3 protein-coding genes are annotated in these 20,076 nt (G+C 50.0%); 1 reads left to right on the forward strand and 2 read right to left on the reverse strand.

Going from position 1 to position 20,076, the window contains the following annotated elements; genetic code table 11:
• Window positions 1-41: 41 nt before the first annotated feature.
• Window positions 42-15,002 (reverse strand): hypothetical protein, encoded by a 14,961-nt coding sequence (locus GF409_01335; GenBank protein ID MBD3425855.1) that lies wholly within the window; start codon window positions 15,000-15,002, stop codon window positions 42-44.
• Window positions 15,003-15,192: 190 nt separating this feature from the next.
• On the opposite strand from GF409_01335, the gene GF409_01340 reads away from it, so the two are divergent.
• Window positions 15,193-16,401 carry a diguanylate cyclase gene (locus GF409_01340; protein MBD3425856.1) on the forward strand — a complete coding sequence of 403 codons (1,209 nt, stop codon included), beginning with the start codon at window positions 15,193-15,195 and terminating at the stop codon, window positions 16,399-16,401.
• A gap of 66 nt (window positions 16,402-16,467) precedes the next feature.
• Here GF409_01340 and smc read toward each other — a convergent pair whose 3' ends face one another.
• A complete protein-coding gene (smc, locus tag GF409_01345) occupies window positions 16,468-20,070 on the reverse strand; it encodes a chromosome segregation protein SMC (protein MBD3425857.1) in 3,603 nt (1,200 codons plus the stop codon).
• Between the last annotated feature and the right edge of the window lie 6 nt (window positions 20,071-20,076).

Here is a 20,076-nt window from a genome sequence, read left to right on the forward strand (position 1 = left end):
GAAAGTATTATATCACGGCGGGGAAAGATATGAAAATAAGATCAGGCTCGAGAGGCTATGTACCGGCGTATCTGTTTATAGAGCGCCCTGTCACCGGGCAGTTTTACCGCACCGGGGATAAGCCTGATCACCGCCGTTGTGCGGTAAGAGCCGGCTTCCTCATCCCAGCACACGCTCCATATGGCTTCATCGTCCAGCTGCTGGCCGTTACTGATATTGCGGTAACAGCGTATGAGCTCATCCTTGTCGTATCTGAGAGCTCTTGCAACGGTGAACAGCATTATCTCGACAAGCGGATAGTAGTATTCCTGCGTGAGTTGACTGTCGTCGATACCTGTTATCGTGGAGATCCCCTCAAATCCCGAGAAATACTCCTGGCGGTTCTTCTCGCTGGTTATGATAATGATGTTCTCTTTTTCCAGTTCGCCCCTCTCCACCAGCGACTCCAGGCTGCTGCTCAATACACCGGCAGGACCGTGGCGTATGATCACGTTGCTGAGGAATTCACTCAAAAGATCATCCCCAAGACCCATATGCCTGAGCGAGTCCATCATCTTCCGCAACTGGTCCCTGGCCGGTTCAGGGCCGATCTCCCGGTCAACGACGATAACTACCTTCCTGTCATGCCCGGCCGTAGAAAGAGCGTTGACCAGTTCCGGGACCGCGCGGGATATCCTTTCCATAACATCGACCTGTTCGGCCTGTTCATACACAGGCCCCTGCGGGGCTATATATTCATATTCGTCTTCATCAAGCTGCCAGAGAGAGAAAGCTTCCTTATCCTCCTGGTAGATCTCGCCCAGACATGAGCCCGCCGGCAGGACAACGCTTCTCCATCCTTTATCACTGAACGGGAATTCGTAATGCTCCCACAGATTGACGTCCCTTATGGATATGTTCATTCTCTGGTATCTTCTGTCGATGCGGTCCTTGCCGGAAGCATAAACCTGTTCTATCCCGAGACCCCTGGCAGTATTGACCATGGACCTCAGGGCGGTCTCTATCCATTTTCTGTATCTTTTGCGTAAAGCGCTGTTCAAGAGCAGTCTGTATCCGCGTGAAGCCTGTATCTCATCAAAAACCATGGCGGGCTTGCCATGGATCATCCTGAATTCAACTTTCACGATACCGAACGAGCCTTCCGGGGCTATGAACATCTGTGAAGCCGGCTTTTCCAGAACTTCCAAGGCGGGATTTTCTCCGAAATAGTCCTCTTCCGGGCGGATGACCAGTTCCTCGAAGCACTCGTCGTATTCGATAACCCCGCGTACCCTGTGTCCGTGGTATGTCCAGGATATCTTACGCGCCTGGTGATATGTTTTCAAAAAGCGCTCTTTGATCTTTTCGATGTCCGTAACGGCTTTTTCCTCCGGCTCAGCCCTGTCGGCCTTCTCCCGGTCCTCTTTACCGGTTTTTCCTTCCAAGAGCCTGTTCAGCTGCATCGTCACGTAAGTACCATTCCCCGTACCCGAACGATAACTCACCTTGCCTTCAGGCACGCCCTCTTCATCCATACTGCCTGTAAAAAGAAGCTCCTTACCGAGAGACCGCATGAGAAGCCTCTCGCCGGCAGCGCCGTCGAGCACCATGGCCGTAAAGAATATGCCCCTACCGCTCCTCTTGGTGAGACCTTCGCTCTTGACGAGTTTTATGTTATGCATGAGCCTGGCCAGATCACAACCTGAACCGTTATCTTTCGCAAAAATATCTATTTGTATCTTACTTCCCGCGCGGCGCGCCCGGCAGGCCACCACTCCGAATACATCATCCTCGTATTCGGCGATCTCTTCCTTGGAATGATTGACAATATTGTACATTAGCTCCCCCAGGACCAGACCCGCATCATAGGCATCCTTCTCTGAGAGCCCCATATTCTTCAACCATTCCATGGTATTTTTCCTGAAATCGGCCATCTCCTCCGCCTGGCTGTTCAGGTGTTCAGCATCCTTGATGCTCTGCCCGTTGAGGGTTATCGCCTTTATCTCACCTCGTTCGTTCGCCTTCTCAACGGCCTGACGGGTGCTTCTGAGATCCTCAGAATCCACTGCACTTTTGATGTCGACAAAACCTTGCTCCCGGGCATCCTCTTCATCCTCGGAGAGTCGCTCTATCCCTGCCGGGCGGCGGTACACGGTTATATGTGTCTTGTCGAACCTGGTATCAACGACCCTTTCGAGCCTGCTGAAACAAACTCCCGGCAGAGGATTATTCATCACGAAGACCGCCCCCGGCTTAAGCTCCCGTAGAAGTTTTTCTTCAAGCTTCTGCCTTATGCGTTCCTCGAATTTCCTTTTGTAGAGAGGCCAGAAAATATATATAAGATCATGGGAGGAAAAGTCTTCCCTGAAAAAGTTACCTTTCGCCACTTCGGCGTTCGTCATGTCCATGTTTGCCGAAAGTGTCTTAAGACACTCCACAGCCTGTTCGTGAAGCCTTGCGTCCTGTTCTATGCCCTTTGCCCGACCGGCATATCTGGAGAACACGGCCACTCCCTTGGCGCTGCCACTTCCCAGATCAAGAGCGGTTTTTTCACTGTCGAGGAATGTCCGCGCGATAAGAGCAAGATCGGCCGTTCTGGATGAAATGAAGATGGCGCCGTTGGCCGTTGCTTTTGAAGTAATGATGGTCTTATTCTTCTCGCCGGTGCGGTAATAATTGTCTATGAGCGCCACCTCTTCGTCTGCTGTAATATTGCCCCCGGGGCCATCCAGGACATCCTTGAGGGTCACTCTGTAGGGATCGGCCCCCAGAACGTAACAGATGCCATTCACCATGAAAGCGGGAACGATCGATCTGGTGAAGATCCTTTGACATATCCCGTCCAGCCCGGGATACCTTTCGGCAAATCCCCGCACCCTGCTTCTTATCCACAGTTGCCTGAGGACCTCGTGCAGGACCATAGTGGTCACTACAGCGGTCAGCACGATACCCACCACGCCTGCCCCCGTGATATAAGGAGCTGGTAAAGCGAAAAAGGCTGATCCGTGTTTTCCTGCCTGATGCCTCACGGACCCAAGGTTAATATCATGTATATGTTCTACAACGGCCGCTTCTTCCTCAAGGGCTTTTTCAGTGGATTCAAGCTCACCTTCCAGGCTTGAGATGATCTGCGATCTTTTCCCGCTCGGGAAAGAGACTGCTTTCACTATTTCTATTTCAATTTCCAGCATCCTCTTCCGCCCCCGAAGTATCTCTTTCAATAATCTCATGTTGGGGGTGAACTCCACGTACCTGTCGTTCCAGTCCATGTAGCGAATGTTCCTGACCCACTCCCTCGTATCCGCCAGTTTTTCCAATAGCCACGAAAGGATCTTTGCCGGGTCATCCTGTGAAGTTATACTGTTCTCTTCTTTCTCGAGCTGAAGTATCTCCTTGCTGAGCTCGGACATCCTAGATGTTACTTCCTCTATCCTGGTCTTGTCCTCGCCCGCTTCACCCAATTCAACCCTCAAGGCCCTTAATTTGTTATGGAGATATCCGGTAACAAGATTGCATCTTTCCACCGAGTTCTCGAGAAGTAGATCCCTTTCGCCGTAAAGACGTATGAATCTTGCCGCGAGCGCGGAGAACTCCACCGGATCGACCGCCAGAAGATCCTCAAAGGACTTCCTGGTGATGTAAATATTTCCCGCATCCACTTCAATATGTGAATCCTGCCCCGTAACGAAACAGTCGCCCCCGGTATCGCACACAAAAATACCCTTCTTTCCCTTAAGGTAGGCCTCGTCCTCGGACATCCTTCTGAAATTCGATAATATCCCGTTTATGAAGATCCTTCTATTCACGGCTTTGCTCTTGCCCGCGTCATAAGAATCCCTCTTTCCAGTGAGCTTCTCGTATTCTTCCTGCTCATTTTCGTATTCAAGCCTTAGTTTCCGTATAGCCCTGTCCCTCAGTCTTTTGAAACTGGACACGTAATCGTTCCACAGGGACATGAGCATCTTCGCATTACCTTGTTTAAAGATGATATCATTGAGCCCTACTTCAGCCGCGACTTTATCAAGGACTCGTTGAATGGTCCTCACTTTCACGACTTGGTCTGAATCAAGAAAACGGGCGCACCCTATCGCGTCATCGCGCTCTATATACCCGTAGAGCATATCCGTCGCCCTTTTCATCTGATTCTCAAATGCGGTGGCAGACAACATGACAGCTCCGGAGTTCTGGCCGCCTTCAAGTGCACCGAAAAGCCAGTTCATCATCTCACTGATATTTTTCATGAGCGCCAATTCGTACGCATTAAGGGTATTTGTCTTGGCATGCACCTTAAGTTCTTCCAGGCATTTCTGCATTTTGCACACGCTCTCGATGAAAGCATCAAGTTCCGCGCCGTCCGGCCGGTCCGTCCGTTCCGAATTAAGGAAATTCCACAAGTACTTGTAGGCTTCTTCACCGCTGAACATGGTGGTCCTGGTCGCCGAGTAAGAAGTATCGTAACTGCCAACACCTGCCTGGAGGAGATATTTGATCTTTTCATCTATACTTTCCATGGCGTTCTTCTTTTCCGTCAGGTCGGGGGATATTTTATGCAATAGGTCCAAGAATTCGATCTCCTCAGTACGCAGGCGCGTCACTTCCTTTTTAAGGTAATTAACGACCCCCTCGATAACGTTTCTTTCCTGAGAGGTTTCAATGTCCTTGAGGTGGACCTTCTTTTTGTCGGAAAGGCGCTCTATCTGTGTGTCTATCTTTCCGTGCTCGTCCATTACCTCGAGATACCCCGGTGCTTTCCGAGCCCTTTTTGGCCATCTCATGCCGAAAAGGGAACCGATATCACTGTCCGCGGAGCTTTCCTCGCTTTGGGCATCAAGCTTTTCGCCTATACCGGTCTCTTCCACCGCCTGGTTATGCGCCTGGACCCAGCTTATGGATGGCTGTTCCCTCCTGAGCTCCGTTTCTTTAAGTTCGTGTTCAATAACGTCTCCAGTAAGTCCCGACTTGAACCCAACTATCATCCATTTCCCGTCGGATGCCCTAAAGTTCACCGCATTGATACCACCCTCGGACGTGAACACCCATCTTCTTAGCGCTTTTGCAACCCTCATTATGGAAAGAGCGAGTTTTTCATCCAGCGCTTCGCTGTCAATGTAATCAGCTGCCTCATCCTTGATCGCCACTATCCACGTGCCTTCTTCAAGCCGCTTTTCAACAAGGCCCCGGCTGTCGAGGTAGCGGATCCAGGCCTCTACAACATCCCTTTCAAGAGGCAGATGTTTCTTCCTCCTTATCATCCCCAGCATATGCATCAGGCGCTTAAACGACCTTATGTTCGTGACCTGCTGGACGCGATCCTGGCCCGGTTCTTTTTCTACAACGGTTTCTTCAGCGCCTTCGTCGGTTACATCGATCGGTCTTGTGAACACCTGGACGCTTTGCCCTGAGGGAGCGTCAAAAGCCGGCTCTATTTTTTTGAAACCGGGAAGGTCCAGGCTCTTTTCAAATCCCGTCATCACAAAATAAGCTCCCGGCTTTAGCTCATGCAGCAGTTTCTGCCTGATGCGTTTTATCGTTTCCTTCTCATGATCGGGCTCTAGATCGGACCAGGAGACATACACAAGATCGTATCCTGATATCTTCATATCGGTCATGCTGCCGTAATTAACTGTTAGGCATCCGTTATCGATTACTTCAGAAAGGTCCAGCATGGACTCGTTGACGCCAGTATAAGAGGTGCGCTTCTCTTCAACGACAGCGACCTCTGGAGCATATCTTGAAAAGACGGCCGCCGCCTTTCCGTCCCGGGTATTTACCGCAAGAACTTTCTTCCGCCCGTCAAGAAGCCATTCCGAGAGCGTCTTAAGATATCCAGCAGACAGCTGGCCGGATATCTTCGCCGTTTCCGCATCTTTAGAATGCTTTCCCCGCGAGACCGGATCGTAATATTCCTCTATATACCTGACCGCTCTCTCTTGAGATATTCTACGAGAAAGATCTTTCCCGCGGTCGGACCTTGCGGCAACATCGTAAGAGCTCTCCTTGGGCACAGATTCCCAGTGCCGGTAGATCCACTCCCGAATCATCCATACCCGTTCCTTGGCGCTCTTTCGAAGATTCGGCAATTCAAGACCCGGCAGGATGTTCACGTAAATATCGCTTATGGTGGCTTTTGCCCCGGTATACGCGGTGACCTGCCTTAAATCTTTGCGGGATCTATTCTCCGGGTTGTAGTACGAAGCGAATTTCTCGGCAAGCTGATCGGATGTAAGAGCCGCTATCTCCTTGACAAAATCTTCTTCCCAGTCTTCTTCAAAAAGAGCGGGCCATCTGGCCGGATCAAGAGAACAGGCGATCAGCTGCCTGTACTCTTCCGTCATTGAAGGGTAAACTTTACCGGCAGCTACCGTATCAAGATGTTCTTTCCACATACTTCGCCAATCAATATGCAGACGCGCTGTGTCCGTAAGGAATACCGTGTTTTCGCTTATCGATGCCGGCTTGGATATTTCTTCGCGCTGCTTTTCGCTAAGTCCCGCATCGTCTGACAAAGCTTCAACGAGCCTTCTGAATTCCAGGGGCGAAAGGGTATCCAGCCGGCTAAGCCCGCTGCGCTCATATTCCTGCAATATGGCGTAAACACGTGAGTACTTGTTCTTTCTTTTCTGAAAAGCAGCCGCAAGATCTGATATGCTGTCGACTTCAAGCATTCTCACCAGGTCCAGCATAGCGGTAAACATAGGATTTTCCGTCTTTTTGGAGGGTTTGTCGGGATCGGGCATGTTCATGCTTACATAGGCAGCAAGATACAGAACAACCCATATAAGCCGTGGTGAGCCCCTTCCTATATTATTCTTTCTGGCGAATTCAAGATACCGGTTGAAATCCTCGGTGAAAATCCTGTCGTAACAAGCCTGCCTATCACCCTTCATCCTGGCGTCAACGTATTTTTCTCTTAACCCGTCCATGAATGAATCCAGCAACACCATCAGCCTGACCCGTTCTTTCATTATTCCTATATTGCGCCTTACGGTATTACCCCGGCTATCCTTGAAGATATTGTTTATGGCCTGCCACAGTACCGGAAGCATGCGGTGGAACTCGGGTTCATCCTGTATATCTTTCTGCCTTGTCATGCCCAGCATCCAGTCGCGGGCTTTCTGGCGGTTCCCGGAATCGAAGAATTCCCTTATCCTGTCAAGCTTCCAGATGATCCTGCTGTTGCGACCGCGTACATATTCCCTCAAAGCGGACAAGCGGCCGGTCCCGATCCTTTCCACCTGCCTGTTAAGCGAATAGTACCTTTTACGTAAAAGGCTTCTGGCAGCTTCCATTTCCTCCAGCATACCCCGGTACTCACCGATCTGCAGAAGTTCCATCGCCGCTTCAATGGCGGTACGGACGATCACTTTTTCCTCGACCAGCGCGCTTTTGTAAGCTCTCTTTATTTCGCTGAAAAGTTCCTTCATCGAGCTTTTCTCTTCGTCCGTTATCTCCGGCTGCGGCAATACTTCGCCCGACCGGACAGCGGGAAGATCTTTCTTTAGCCGACGGAGGAGGCTTATATGACCTTTCAGTCTCTTTCCTACACCGAGAACCCAGTCACGTTCCCTGAGAATGTTGTCGATCTCCCTGTCGCAGGAACGTATTCCCTGCCATATAATATCCGATTTATGCGGCACCCATTCTTTTATAAGAACTTCCCTGTCAGAACTTATCCCGCGGGTCAGGTACTGGCCCCGAAGGATGTTATGCATTTTATCCTCGACATCGCGCCAGACCCTGGGACCCCGCAGCTTTATTCTGGTCTTCGAAAGGGCCAGAAGCTCCTCGGCGAACCTCTGTTTGGCCGCTCTCAAAAGAGCCGAAGCCGCCGGTTCGTTCCTGCTTTCTATGAGTATGACCGCCCTTCGCATCCTGTCTCGAGCCTCGGAACGGTAATCCCTCCCCCTGGTACGGCTCAGGGGATAATCCGGACCTGAGATAAGTTCACCTTCCAGGGTGATCTCGGCCCTGAGGATACGTATCTTCTTAAGACACTCATCCAGCTGATTTCTTTTCTGATTGTTATCGGGATCTTTTGCCAGTTCTTTCTCAACGGTCGCCCTTTCCGCGGCCAGACGTATCAACCGGTAGTTCATTTGAGGGAGCGCCCTGAGGTAATAATAGGTAAGGGCTTCGCCCTCTGCGAAGACCTGTTCGTCCAGTTTTGACCTTATCCATCTAAGCTCATCCTCACTGGGTCTTGGCGGCAGGAGATCGAGCAGCTTCAGCACCGCTTCGAGATCATCGCCGGGTCTGCGATATCTTTCAGACAGGGTGTACTCTATCGGTTCAAAGGGTCTCTCCGGCCGTTTTTCATTCAGGATCCCCAGCGCCACCAGACCGTCAAGCTCCGATTTGACCGTTGTATAGGAAGAGGGGTCACCTTCTTTTTCCCTTGCCGCCTGGAACTGCCTGTTCATGAAAGTCTTCTGCCTAAGGAATTCGTTCTTAATAATGGTTTTATATCCGTTTAGTATGCTTCCTTTCGCGGAAAGACCGTCCGCTCCAGATGTAACGCTATAATCTATGAGGTTCAGCGGCAGGGACATGAAAACCCTTGTTCCTCCCTCATCGCCCCTGTTCCACGAAACGAATCCCCCTGATCTTGACATTATCGACCTTACGAGGGATATCCCGGAGCCTCCCCCGCTTTCTTTGCTCGACCATGGCAGATCGGTCGTTATATCCTTGCCCCAGGGCAATGATAGACAATAACTGGGCCATTTATCCATGCCCTTACCGTTATCGGTGACAATGATCTGGAGGCTATCCGATCGTGCTTCTGCCTCCAATCTAATCCACCCTTCGTACCCAGAGCGCTCCTCTGCCGAAAGTTTTTGGGCTTTTTTCCTTACAGCCTCCCATGAGTTCATAATGATCTCCCGTACGGCAAAGGACAACTTATAACCGGCCGGCAGTTCCAGGGCGAACCTGGCTAGGTCCTTTTCCACTTCGTGCACGAACCGCGAGAAGGCATCATCATCAGAAGCGGATACATAATAGGTCTTTTTCAAGTTGAGATCAGTTAGAGCTAGAGCATCCCTCACCTCTTTTTTCTTCTTACGCAGAACGTTTTGGGAGGGCCTCGCCTTTAAGGAGAGAAGGGTTTTCTTGACCATTTCGATGACAGCTGGCGGTGCTCGGGACAAACGTCTGTCAAGCTTATATTTGTAAGGTTTGCGTGACCTGGCACATCCGAGGATACCTAAAGCGGTCAGTCCTTCAAGCTCGGTGGATATAGTGGTATATGAAAAGAGCGTGCCGTCTTTTTTCTTTCTCCTGGCTTGGAACTCCCTTCTGGTAAAAGTGTTGCCAGCCAGATCCGCATCAGAGGTGATCGTCAAAAAACCCGCTAAAAGATTACCTTTACCCGTTGAAACTACCCCTACCTTGTTGGCTATGCGCCCAGGCAGTTCCGGCGGGCCGTCTGAGGATCCTTCTTTATCTTGCTTTCTCTTCTTTCTGCTGGTATTTTGCCGTAACATTAATAGCGCAAGAACAAGCACCATGTAAGGCAGAAGCGTTCCGAAGATCGAAGACGGAGGTAATTTGCCCTGTGCCACGCTGCAGCTTCCTCCCGAACGAGATTCCGTCGGAGATCTTCCCGCGTAAATTGAAACCGGGCTGCAGTAATCACTGTCCCGTTGAGGTTCAGGCATTTCGGTACGGACGCTCAGCTCGTATGTTCCCGAATATATATGGTCGGGCAGGTCGACAACAAGCGATGTGGTCCCCGCACCTGGGGCGAAGAAGGTCTCCCCTCCTATACTGACAGTATAGCCGGTAACCGACCCGGAAAGAACGCCCGTATAAGGCTGCCATGTCACAGTAAAGGTCCTGCCGCCGTTACTGTCGGTGACACTGACCACTTTCGGCGGGAAAGGCCTCTGTATCACCGATTCATACCAGTGTCTTATGTCGTCCGCCTGAATGTCGGTTATGCTGTAAGTTGTGTCATCCTGCCAGAACAGGCCCCCGCCGTCCACGCCACTCGCATAAATATCACCATATTTAGCGGGAACAGATGTCGGTTCAAGCTCACCGAAAAAGAAACCGAAACTGTTCAGACTGGAGCCCCAGGTAAGTATCCCGTCAGTGAGGGGATACCAGGGGGCCATGTAATCATAATAATGGGACTGGTCGATGTCCTGGCCGAGATCCGTCCAGTTATCCAGAAGGATCTGACGGTTCTGGGCGCCTATTGTGGTCCATGTGCCAGGGGCCTCACTGTTTATCATCTGAATGAGATCGGTTATGAAGGTCTGAACCTGTAGTACTGAGATCGTCGTCGAGGTAGTGATCTCGATCGGTTCGTTGATAATATCCCACATCAGTATTTCGGGGCGCCCGGCATAACGGTTTATAAAAGGTCTCAACGCGTTGACCAGGGCGGTCCTTTTGGCACTGTCCGTTATAAGGTCAGGATATTCTCCCACGGGGTTAGCCCCTTCCATGCTGACGTTATCGGCGATCATGTAATCGAAAAGTACGGGCACCAGTCTTATCCCGAGCACCTGCGCCGCTTCTACCAGAGCGTCCATATCCTCATAAACATGAGTGGTAAGCCCTGTCGGGCTCCCTCCCGCGTCGAAAGTGATCCCGCTCCTTATGTCACAGTAAATGAAAACCCGTACCGTGCACCCCCGGAACCGGTCGAGCTGCTGCAAGAGCTGCTCTCTTTTCGTGCTAAGACCTTCATGGGTCTCCCCGTGAACACCGTCACCTATGTCGTATCCGTATTTCATCCAGGGCAGGTTGGCTCCACGGTAGAATTTCCACCCGGGAATGATTTCTTCGATTATTCCTTGCGAGTAATCGTGTCTTTCCTGTCTCCCGTCAGGATGATATACCATCATCTCTGTCATGTTCCAGGACAGATCATATTCATAGGTCCGGATGGTCCCGTCGGTATCCCTCTCGGAATTAATATATGTTTCCCCCGAATCGATCCTGTAAGAAGCTCCAGCACCGTTTGTAAAGGTTTTAATGGCAAAGGTCGGACTTATCGTCTCGTAAACGAAGACCGGATCTCCACCAGAATCGTAACCCCTTATAAAATGGATATCATCGGTCCCCGCGTAATATTCATATATCTGGTAACTTCCATCCGGATCAGTTCTCCTGTCAAGCCTGCCGTAATCGTCCGAGGTATCCCCCGCGGTCCCGTTGTCGTAGAACGCCTCGTCTATCCTGTGGTCCACAGTGCCCGCGGGCACGTCATCGGAAGTGTCGCCGGGGGTATCGCCGTCCCAGTCATCAACATAAGTTTCTGTTTCTATGCGTCCGGATACGGAATAATAGGTATACGACAGGTTGGGCGCAGCGTATACCAGGACCGGGAACATAAGAACGATAAGCACCGAGAGCAGCGCCTTGAATATACGGTTAATCCGAAGTGTCCTGGCAAACTGCCCGTCATCCTTCTTGGTCGCAAGATCGGATATCATTATGGCTATATGGTAAACTTCCCACATGATATCGGGATCCGGCCTATCCAGGTCCAGTTTGCTCAGTTTCCGATGGAGATAGCCCGCTACCTTACCTAGAGCTGCGTTGTTGCCTGATGAAAGAGCCTCTTTTGCGGTCAGGCCTTCTTCTATCTTTATCATCTTCCACGGGAGCTGGCCGTTAACATCAGTTATGGCGAAATTAAAACCTTCTTCGAACATTTCGTCTATCTTCAGACAGGTCCTTGCGAGTTTTTCAACAAGCTTGTCATGGAAAGCGTATCCCCTGGTCGCTTCGAGAAAGAACTCCATCCCCCTGGTATTGAACAACCTGTTCTTTGCCGAGAGCTGGCGCAGTTTCTTCGCCCGGCTCTTTTTCTGGCGAAAAACGCTCAGTTTTTCTAAAAAGCCTGAAATCCTGCGCCATTTTTCCACGAGAGCATCAATGATCCTTCTCAATTTAGCCGAAGAGATCTGAGATAACCAGATGAAAAGACCCGTCGGAAAATAGTAGAAGGCCATGGAGAGGTCCCTGATCCTTACATCCGTTTTCACGCGGCCGCCGATCCCTTTCTGGCCGTATATACGTATGCCCGGGAGCACTTGACGGTAAAGACCTCTCGAGTCCCTGAATATGTTATAGCGCAGCCTGGCCCATCGGGGGTCTTCCTGGGAAAGAGCCATGAATTCCTTCCATTCCTTCCTTCCCTTCAGGATAATCCTCATAAGCTGAAAGTTATTTTCCGGGATCTGGACGAACAGAAATTGCAGAACTGCCACCAAGGTCCTGGCCACAATGATCGGAAAATACAGTACTCTGGCCCAGCCGGTGTAAATAACAGTATTCGTGATCACTTTGCCGGAGGCGTTCCTGAGGCCTTCTACTACTATTCCCTTACCGGCATAGATGAAATGAATACCGCCTCGGGTATAAACATTAAATTTTCCGGTCTTTTCCATAAGCTGGGTCTTTACCGGATCGGTTTCCATCAGATATTTCCTGAGAAAAGACCTGGCCCTGGCTATCCTGAAACATGCATAAAGATTAAGAAAAGAGTAAAGTGCCGCCAATCCGCAGGCGAAAGCGCTTAATAAACCTGCCTCCATCCCGAAAACCGGTATAGCCCCGAAAGCATAATTGCGCGGATCAGGACCCCTCCGGCCAGAGCCCCAGTATATCTGGTTAAGATATGCTCGGGCGTTCGCGAGGGTTGTTTCGCTGTATTCATCCCCCATATTGTAAAGCAGTGACCTTACAAGCTCTACTTTCTCCAAGGGCATGGAATGGAACCTTTCATCCAGATGGTATAAACGCTGTTTATCCCCGTCCTTGGAAACACAGAGGACACCAAGATTACCAAGAACTTCAAGCATGTAGACGACCGTACCCATGGCGAATTCACCCTGTCTGGATTGCTTGAACTCGGTGCTCGTAAATGGGTTGGTGCTGAGTATCTCATCCGACATTACCGCGTCGAATACCCTGAGAACGCTGTTCCTCTGGTCGGCCTCATCCCGATCGGTCACAGCAGATGCCTCTTCCCCAGGCCTGACGATCTCAGGTTCCAGCAGACGCTTTTGCGCACCTTCTTTACCCTGCACGGGAAGCGGGGTTTCTATTTCCGCGGAACAGACCTTTTCATCCAATACCCTCTCCCAAAAAGGCTTGTTCTCATTTTGTATCCTGGCGGCCTCCCGGGTGGAGTCTTCCTGTGAAAAGTCCCTTATTGCAACAAGGAACAGGTAAAGCTCCTCGATGTCAGCTGGTTCAGGTTCGAATTTATTTGCGATACCGATAAGGGATATGAGCGTCCTGTAAAGATCAAAAATATCATCCGGTGATTTGTTCACAAGCACTTCTCCCAGCCTTTTCTGGGCGGGACCGACTTTCAGGACACTGAGAGCTTTTTCCTCAGAGATCTTAATGAAGCTGTATCCGCTTTCCCTGAGTCTGCATATTTCAAAACATGCCTTGCTAAGGCTCTCACGGAAAGAAGCAAGGTGATCGGGATTGATGCCGGCAGCCTCGATCCTGGCGAAAAAGTCCTGCATATTTATATTTGAGATGAGCTCTTCGCGCTCCAGCATCAGCGCGAACTTCTTTATCATGCTTCGGCGCGAAAGCTTGCTTTTGATATAGAAGATCAGCTTCACCGGGTAATACCAAAAACGCATCCTGCCGCCGACATACAGCGTTTCAGTGTCAAAGGACGTATTCGGTCTTTTACAGGCGAATACCCGGACTCCTCTGGCAACGCTTATCTGCATCCTTCCGTGTTTCGGTCTTATGCCCCATTTGTCCATTAGCTGGTTCTTTGCAGACGGGTCTTTCTCACTGAGGTATTCAGAGATATGCCGTTTGGCGAGATAGATCCTTACAAGCAGCCTGATGTTGACCACGGCAAGCAATGTCAGAGCTACCACCGGTATCAAGGTCCATACGGATACATCCGCGAAAAGATATGGCGGGATGACCGCGGGAGCGAGATGATCTGAAGGGTCCTCTTCATCCTCGCTGGTCGCGCCATCTTCGGGCTTTCTTGTGAATATGAAGTCATAACCCCTTACAAGATCAATCCTTTGCCTCACGCTGAGCCTTTCAGCATAATAATCATCATCCCGGGAGGAAGCCCTTAAAAACCTTTGCCTTTCGGTTTCGTCCTTAGTTCTGGTCTTAACACTTATCGGGTAACGGCCCAGCTCATCATAAATAAAACCTTCTCCAATACCAAGGCTGAAAACGTATTTGAGCTGACCGAGCGAATGCTGGAGGTTGACCCCTTCAAAGACAATGACCTTATAGGTATGGTGGGCTCCTATAAGATCGCCGTATAACCTCTGCACTTCGAGCGATCTATCCGGGGCAATGTATTTATCAAGCGAAATGACTATCGAAGAAGGGACCATTTCCAGGATGGCCTGGCTTACCACAGAGGTCTTGCCGGTTCCCGGGTCGCCGTCAATGAGAACCATTATCTTTCTGTCGCCGTTAAGCGCCGAGCGAACTCTCTCGACGATCGGATCGGTCGAGCTGGTCTCAATATTGCGTTCGAATCTTGCATTTTTGGTTTTTGCAGAAGAGGTCTCCGCGGTGCTGGATGCTGGTTTGAGCAACTGGCACGAAAGGTATTCGTTAAGAGGTTTTTCCCAGGAAGCTTTTTCCATGCCTTCAGGAAGAAGCAATCCTTCCATTCTGGGATTAAAGAACCTGAGCACACACCCGTTAGATAGACAGAAAAACAGCTGGCCTTTGCGGGCGGACCCTTCCACGCGGATCACCGTGTCTTGCAGATTCTCCTGTGATATTTCTCTTAGGCGCTTGAGCATCTGCTGAACGCCTGCAAGAGGCATTTTCCTGAGATCCTTTAACAGGGCAACTTCAAGATATTTTGCAGTCGCTCTTGCCACCGAATCGGGAATATCATCAGAAGTTAAAAGGGTCTGCTGGGCGAGAGTGGTTTCGGCAGAAGCACCTTGGGGATAAGCCCATGCGAAATCAAAGGAAATAAAGCATATAAGCGTTATAACCGCGACTACACGAAACAGCACTTTCTGTCTGGTCCTCTCCAAAAACATACTTTCCCTTATTTTAAAATATTACGGTTTCTCTGGGTATTTCTTCTCTTAACTTTAAGTAGGTTTATATTAATATAACAAATTTAAAGGCCTGTGTCAATCAGCATATCTGGCTTTTTTATATCCTAATGCGTTTATTTAACTTCTTTTAATTATTGACTTTATGTTTTAGCTGATATACACTTTTAGTATGAAAAATACCGGAAAATTACAAACTGACCGTATGGAAAGAACCGATCTTGAAAAGCTCTTCAGGCAGACCAAGAACGAGCTGGCCATGCTTAACGAGATCACGCATGCCATCATGCAGTCGCTTGAACTCGACCAGGTCCTCTACACTATTTTGACGGCCCTGACGACCCATGATGGTCTGGGATTCGACAGGGCCATGTTCTTTCTTGTTAACGAGGAGGCCAACACCCTTGAAGGAAAAATGGGCCTTGGCCCGCTTTCCATAGAAGAGGTGGAAAAAGGCTGGCATGAGATGTCCTCCTCAAAGTTCACCCTGCAGAACCTTTTCAATGCCTATCTTGAGTTCAAGACGGGCCCCGAATCAAAACTTAACGGTGCCGTTAAAAGCATTTCCATCCCCCTGAACGAAGAGTCCGGGATACTTTCGATGACCGTTCTTGAAGGTATGCCCTTTGAGATAACCACCGAGGAGGCGGGCTCTCTGGTCAACCCCCAGATCAAGGATCCTCTTAACCTGAAATATTTCGTGACCGTGCCCCTGAAAACAAAGAACCGCACCTTGGGAGCTATTGCCGTTGATAATATCTTCTCGGAGAATACTATCACCAAGGATAACATTAGGATACTCAATATGTTCGCGAACCACGCGGCACTGGCCATCGAAAATTCCAGGCTGTACGAAAAGACCGTGCACCTTTCTAGGACAGACTGGCTCACGGGCCTCTGGAACACCCGTTACTTCAACGAGATGTTCGATAAGGCCCTTAATGACTCGAAAGACTCCGAATCGTGCCTGAGCCTTCTGATGATAGACATAGACAACTTTAAGGAATACAACGATACTCTGGGGCACCAGCAAGGGGATCAGGCCATTAAAAAAGTGGCTCATATCCTCGATTCCTCCTCACGCAAGAGTGATTTTGTGTGCAGATACGGAGGCGAGGAATTCTGCGTGATAATGTCAAATATAGATAAACCTGAAGCGAAGATGATCGCCGAAAGGCTCCGAAGCAAGGTTGAGGACTCCTGCCGGGGCAACTGCTCCTCATCAGAACAACACAAGCTTACCATCAGCCTGGGTTTGGCCACTTTCCCCTATGATGGGTCGGACAAAGAGAAGCTTCTTGAAAATGCTGATATGGCATTGTATCACGCGAAGCAGAACGGGAAGAACATGACCTGCCAGTATTCTCCCGGGATCAGATGATCCATATCCCATAAAAAAAACAGGCCGGCACTAGACCGGCCTGCTGATTGAACATTTCCAGCGAGACTAAGCGGCTACAGCCACCTCTTCCGCATCGGAATTTTCCTGCTCTTCACTGAACTTCACCGAAACTATCTTCGAAACGCCCTTCTCCTCCATGGTTATTCCGTAAAGAACATCAGCGAGCTGTATGGTCATCCGGTTATGAGTCACGATAATGAACTGTGACAGCTTCAGGAATTCCTGGAGCACCCGACAGAACCTGACGATATTCGACTCATCAAGGGGTGCGTCTATCTCATCGAGTATACAGAACGGGCTGGGATTGACCTTGAATATGGCGAATATGAGCGCTATAGCGGTCATCGCCTTCTCCCCGCCCGAAAGCTGCATTATGTTATGCAGTTTTTTCCCGGGAGGGCGCACCACGATATCGATTCCGCATTCGAGCACGTTCGATTCGTCTTCAAGTATAAGTTCGGCCTTACCGCCGTTGAAAAGCATCCTGAAATAATCATTGAACTCTTTTCGTATGCTCTCGAAGGACTCCATGAAAAGCTTCCGGGTGGTACGGTTTATCTTGGTAATGGCCTGCAACAGCGCTTCTCTGCTGTTGGTAAGGTCCTCTCGCTGCTTTGTCAGGAACTGGAATCTTTCTTCAAGCTGCTTATGCTCTTCTACGGCACCCAAGCTTACCTCACCCATCTTCTCAAGATGCTCCTTAAGCTCGGCTATACGGGATGAAAGCTCTTCCCAGTCCTCGTTACCGTCAAACTCTATGTCAAGTTCCCGTATATCGACCTTATAAGCCTCCATCATCCTTTCAACAACAGCGTTACGCTTATATTCAAGCTCTTTTTTCAAGATATCCTGATCCCGGGTCTTATCCCGCAGGACTTCAAGCTCCTTCTCTTTCTCCCTCAGGTTGTCTTCTGCAGAGCGGATATCTTGTGCGAGTTGTTCCTTTCGCTCTTTTTTGACCTCTATCTCTCTCTCCTTTGTCTCGACAAGGGCTTTGTGTTCTAGATTTTCCCCTTCCAGCCTGCGGATCTCTTCGTCAAGAGCCTTAATGCGTTCACCGTTCTCGTTTATTCTCTTGCGCTTATCCTCGACATCCCGGACCATCCGCACGCAGGACTCTTCCTCCCTCTGAAGGTTCTCTGAAAGGTTCTCTTCATCTCTTACCAGCCCTGAAAGTTCTATCTTTATATCTGAAATAAGGTAAAAGGTCTCCTCCTTGTAGCGGGTGCACTCTTGAAGCGCTTCTTGCGAACTGTCTATCGCCTGCTGCAGGCGGGAGGCCTCCGCTTCAAGCTCATTGAGCACGTGATCATGACCATCGCTCTCCTCTTTGAGCTGTTTCAGAACCGCCTGTTCTTCCTCTATATCCGAATCCAGCAGGAGAAGCTCTTCGCTCAGAGTGTTGAACTTTTCCTTTACAGCGACCTTTCTTGAGGCTATATTGGCGGATTCGACCTCCTTGTTCCGCAGTTCGGATTCAAGCGCTTCCTTTTTTACGGAAGCTTCCTTGAACCAGTCTTCCAGGCCGGATATCTTTATATCCATCTGTTCGATATTCCGGGTAATCTCGTTCTCCTCCTCTATCATCTGGTTGACCTTCTCCTGGCGTCCGAAGAGCGGGACCAGGTCCTTCCCAGAGTAATTCCTGCTGCGCCTCATGCCCTTCTGGAGGAGTTCGCCTTTTTCGCCTATTATACGGCCGTCAAAATCCCGGTTATTGTCAATGAAAGACCGGGCAGCTTCGGAAGAAACGGCAACATACGACCTGTTGAAAAGAGCGACAAGGGCTTCACCGTATTCTTCTCCGGAAATAATTATCTCTTTGAGGTTTTTAAGCACGCCTTGAGCCTGGGATATATCCATTCTCGGCCCGCTAGAAAAGGAACGAAGCTCATCGAGAATGATGACAACCACGCTCTCCATCGAGTTATCCGACAGGTATTGCCAGATCCTTTCCGCCGCATGGCGGTCTTCCGCCACTATAGCGTGCGCCGCTTCAGCAAAGAGCGCTTCCAGCGACTCCTCGTAATCTTCTTTGACGTCGATAAGCTCGGAAAGTATCCCGTGAACCCCCTGAAACCGGGCATCACCCGCTTCGACGTGTTTCATTATCTCCTTAACGCTTTCCTTCACTCCCTCGCGTTCGGAGATCAGCTTTTCAAGGAACTGGCGGCGCGGTTTGATCTCGTTAACTCGCTTCTGTTTCTCCTGCCTCTGCTCGTTAAGCATCGAAAGCTTCTGCTGATTCGATACATACTCCTCGTTAAAAGCGTCGAACTGCCTCCTCTTGTCCTCCAGCTCCTTCAAGGCGGCTTCAGACTGCTCTTCGACTCTGGTCAACTCTTCGCTTACCCTGCCCCGTTCCGTTTCAACATTAGCCCTTTCCATCTGGAGCCTCTTCTGCCTGGAAAGCGCGTTCTGGATATCCGCGTTTATCTTGATAAGAGCGTTCTTGATCTTGGTCTGCTCGGTCACCACATCGACGGTCTTCTCCCTGCCGAGCTTGAGTTCATTGCGGTAATGCTCGAGTTTTTCGGTAAGCTCCCTGACATTCTCTTCCGCCGAAGCCAGTTCGTCCTGTTTGCTCTTTCGCCTCTGGCTCACTTCGGAGAACTTGACCTGAAGCCCCTCAAGGCGGCTGTTCAAGCTGTCTTTTCTTTCCGTAGCTTCCTCTATCTCCCAGTCGAGACGCTCAACGTATTTCTGAAACTCCTGTATCCTTTCCCTGTCAACCTCTATGACATGCGAGTTCTTGTCGAGATCCGAGGACAGCTGCATAACTTCACCTTGTGATCTCTGAAGCTCATCAGCGGTTATATTGAATTCCTCCTTGAGCGTCTCAAGACTCTTCGAAGTCTGCTCAAGCTCTTCGGCCAGGCTCTCTCTTACCTGTTGTACCTGATCATGTTCAGTATCCAGCGAGCTGTCGTCGCTGCTGAGGTCACGGAACTTCTTGCAGTTGATCTTGATATCCAGGCTTTTCAGTTCATCGAACCTGGACTTGTACCTTTCGGCTTTCCTCGCTTTTCTTTCTATGGAATTGATCTGTCGCTCCACTTCCCGGATGATGTCGTTTATCCTGGTCAGATTTTCCTGAGTGCGTTCCAGCTTCAGCATGGCTTCACGTTTTTTCGCCTTGTACCGGGTGATCCCGCTGGCTTCTTCGAATATGTACCTGCGGTCCTCCGGCTTGGAACTCAGGACCATGTCCATTTTTCCCTGCTCCACGATAGAATATGAGCTTGTGCCTATTCCGGTCCCCATAAGAAGGTTTCGGATGTCGGTAAGCCTAACCGGGGTTTTGTTCAGGAGGTATTCGCTCTCACCTGACCTGAAAAGACGCCGGCTGATTATGACTTCGTCGTAATCTACCGGCAGGGAACGGTCCTCGTTGGAAAGGGTTAGCGACACCTCCGCCAGGTTCACTGGTTCCTGCTTTTCGGTACCGTTGAAGATAACATCCTGCATGGAGGAGGATCTCATGGATTTTGTGGATTGTTCTCCCAGCACCCATTTTATCGCATCGACTATGTTACTTTTCCCGCACCCATTGGGTCCCACGACAGCCGTAACCCCGGGTTCAAACTTCAGCTTGGTCTTGTTAAGGAACGACTTAAACCCTACGATCTCAAGTTTTTTAAGATGCATGTTACC

This window comes from Candidatus Omnitrophota bacterium (assembly GCA_014728045.1).
Classification (GTDB): Bacteria; Omnitrophota; Gorgyraeia; order Tantalellales; family Tantalellaceae; genus WJMH01.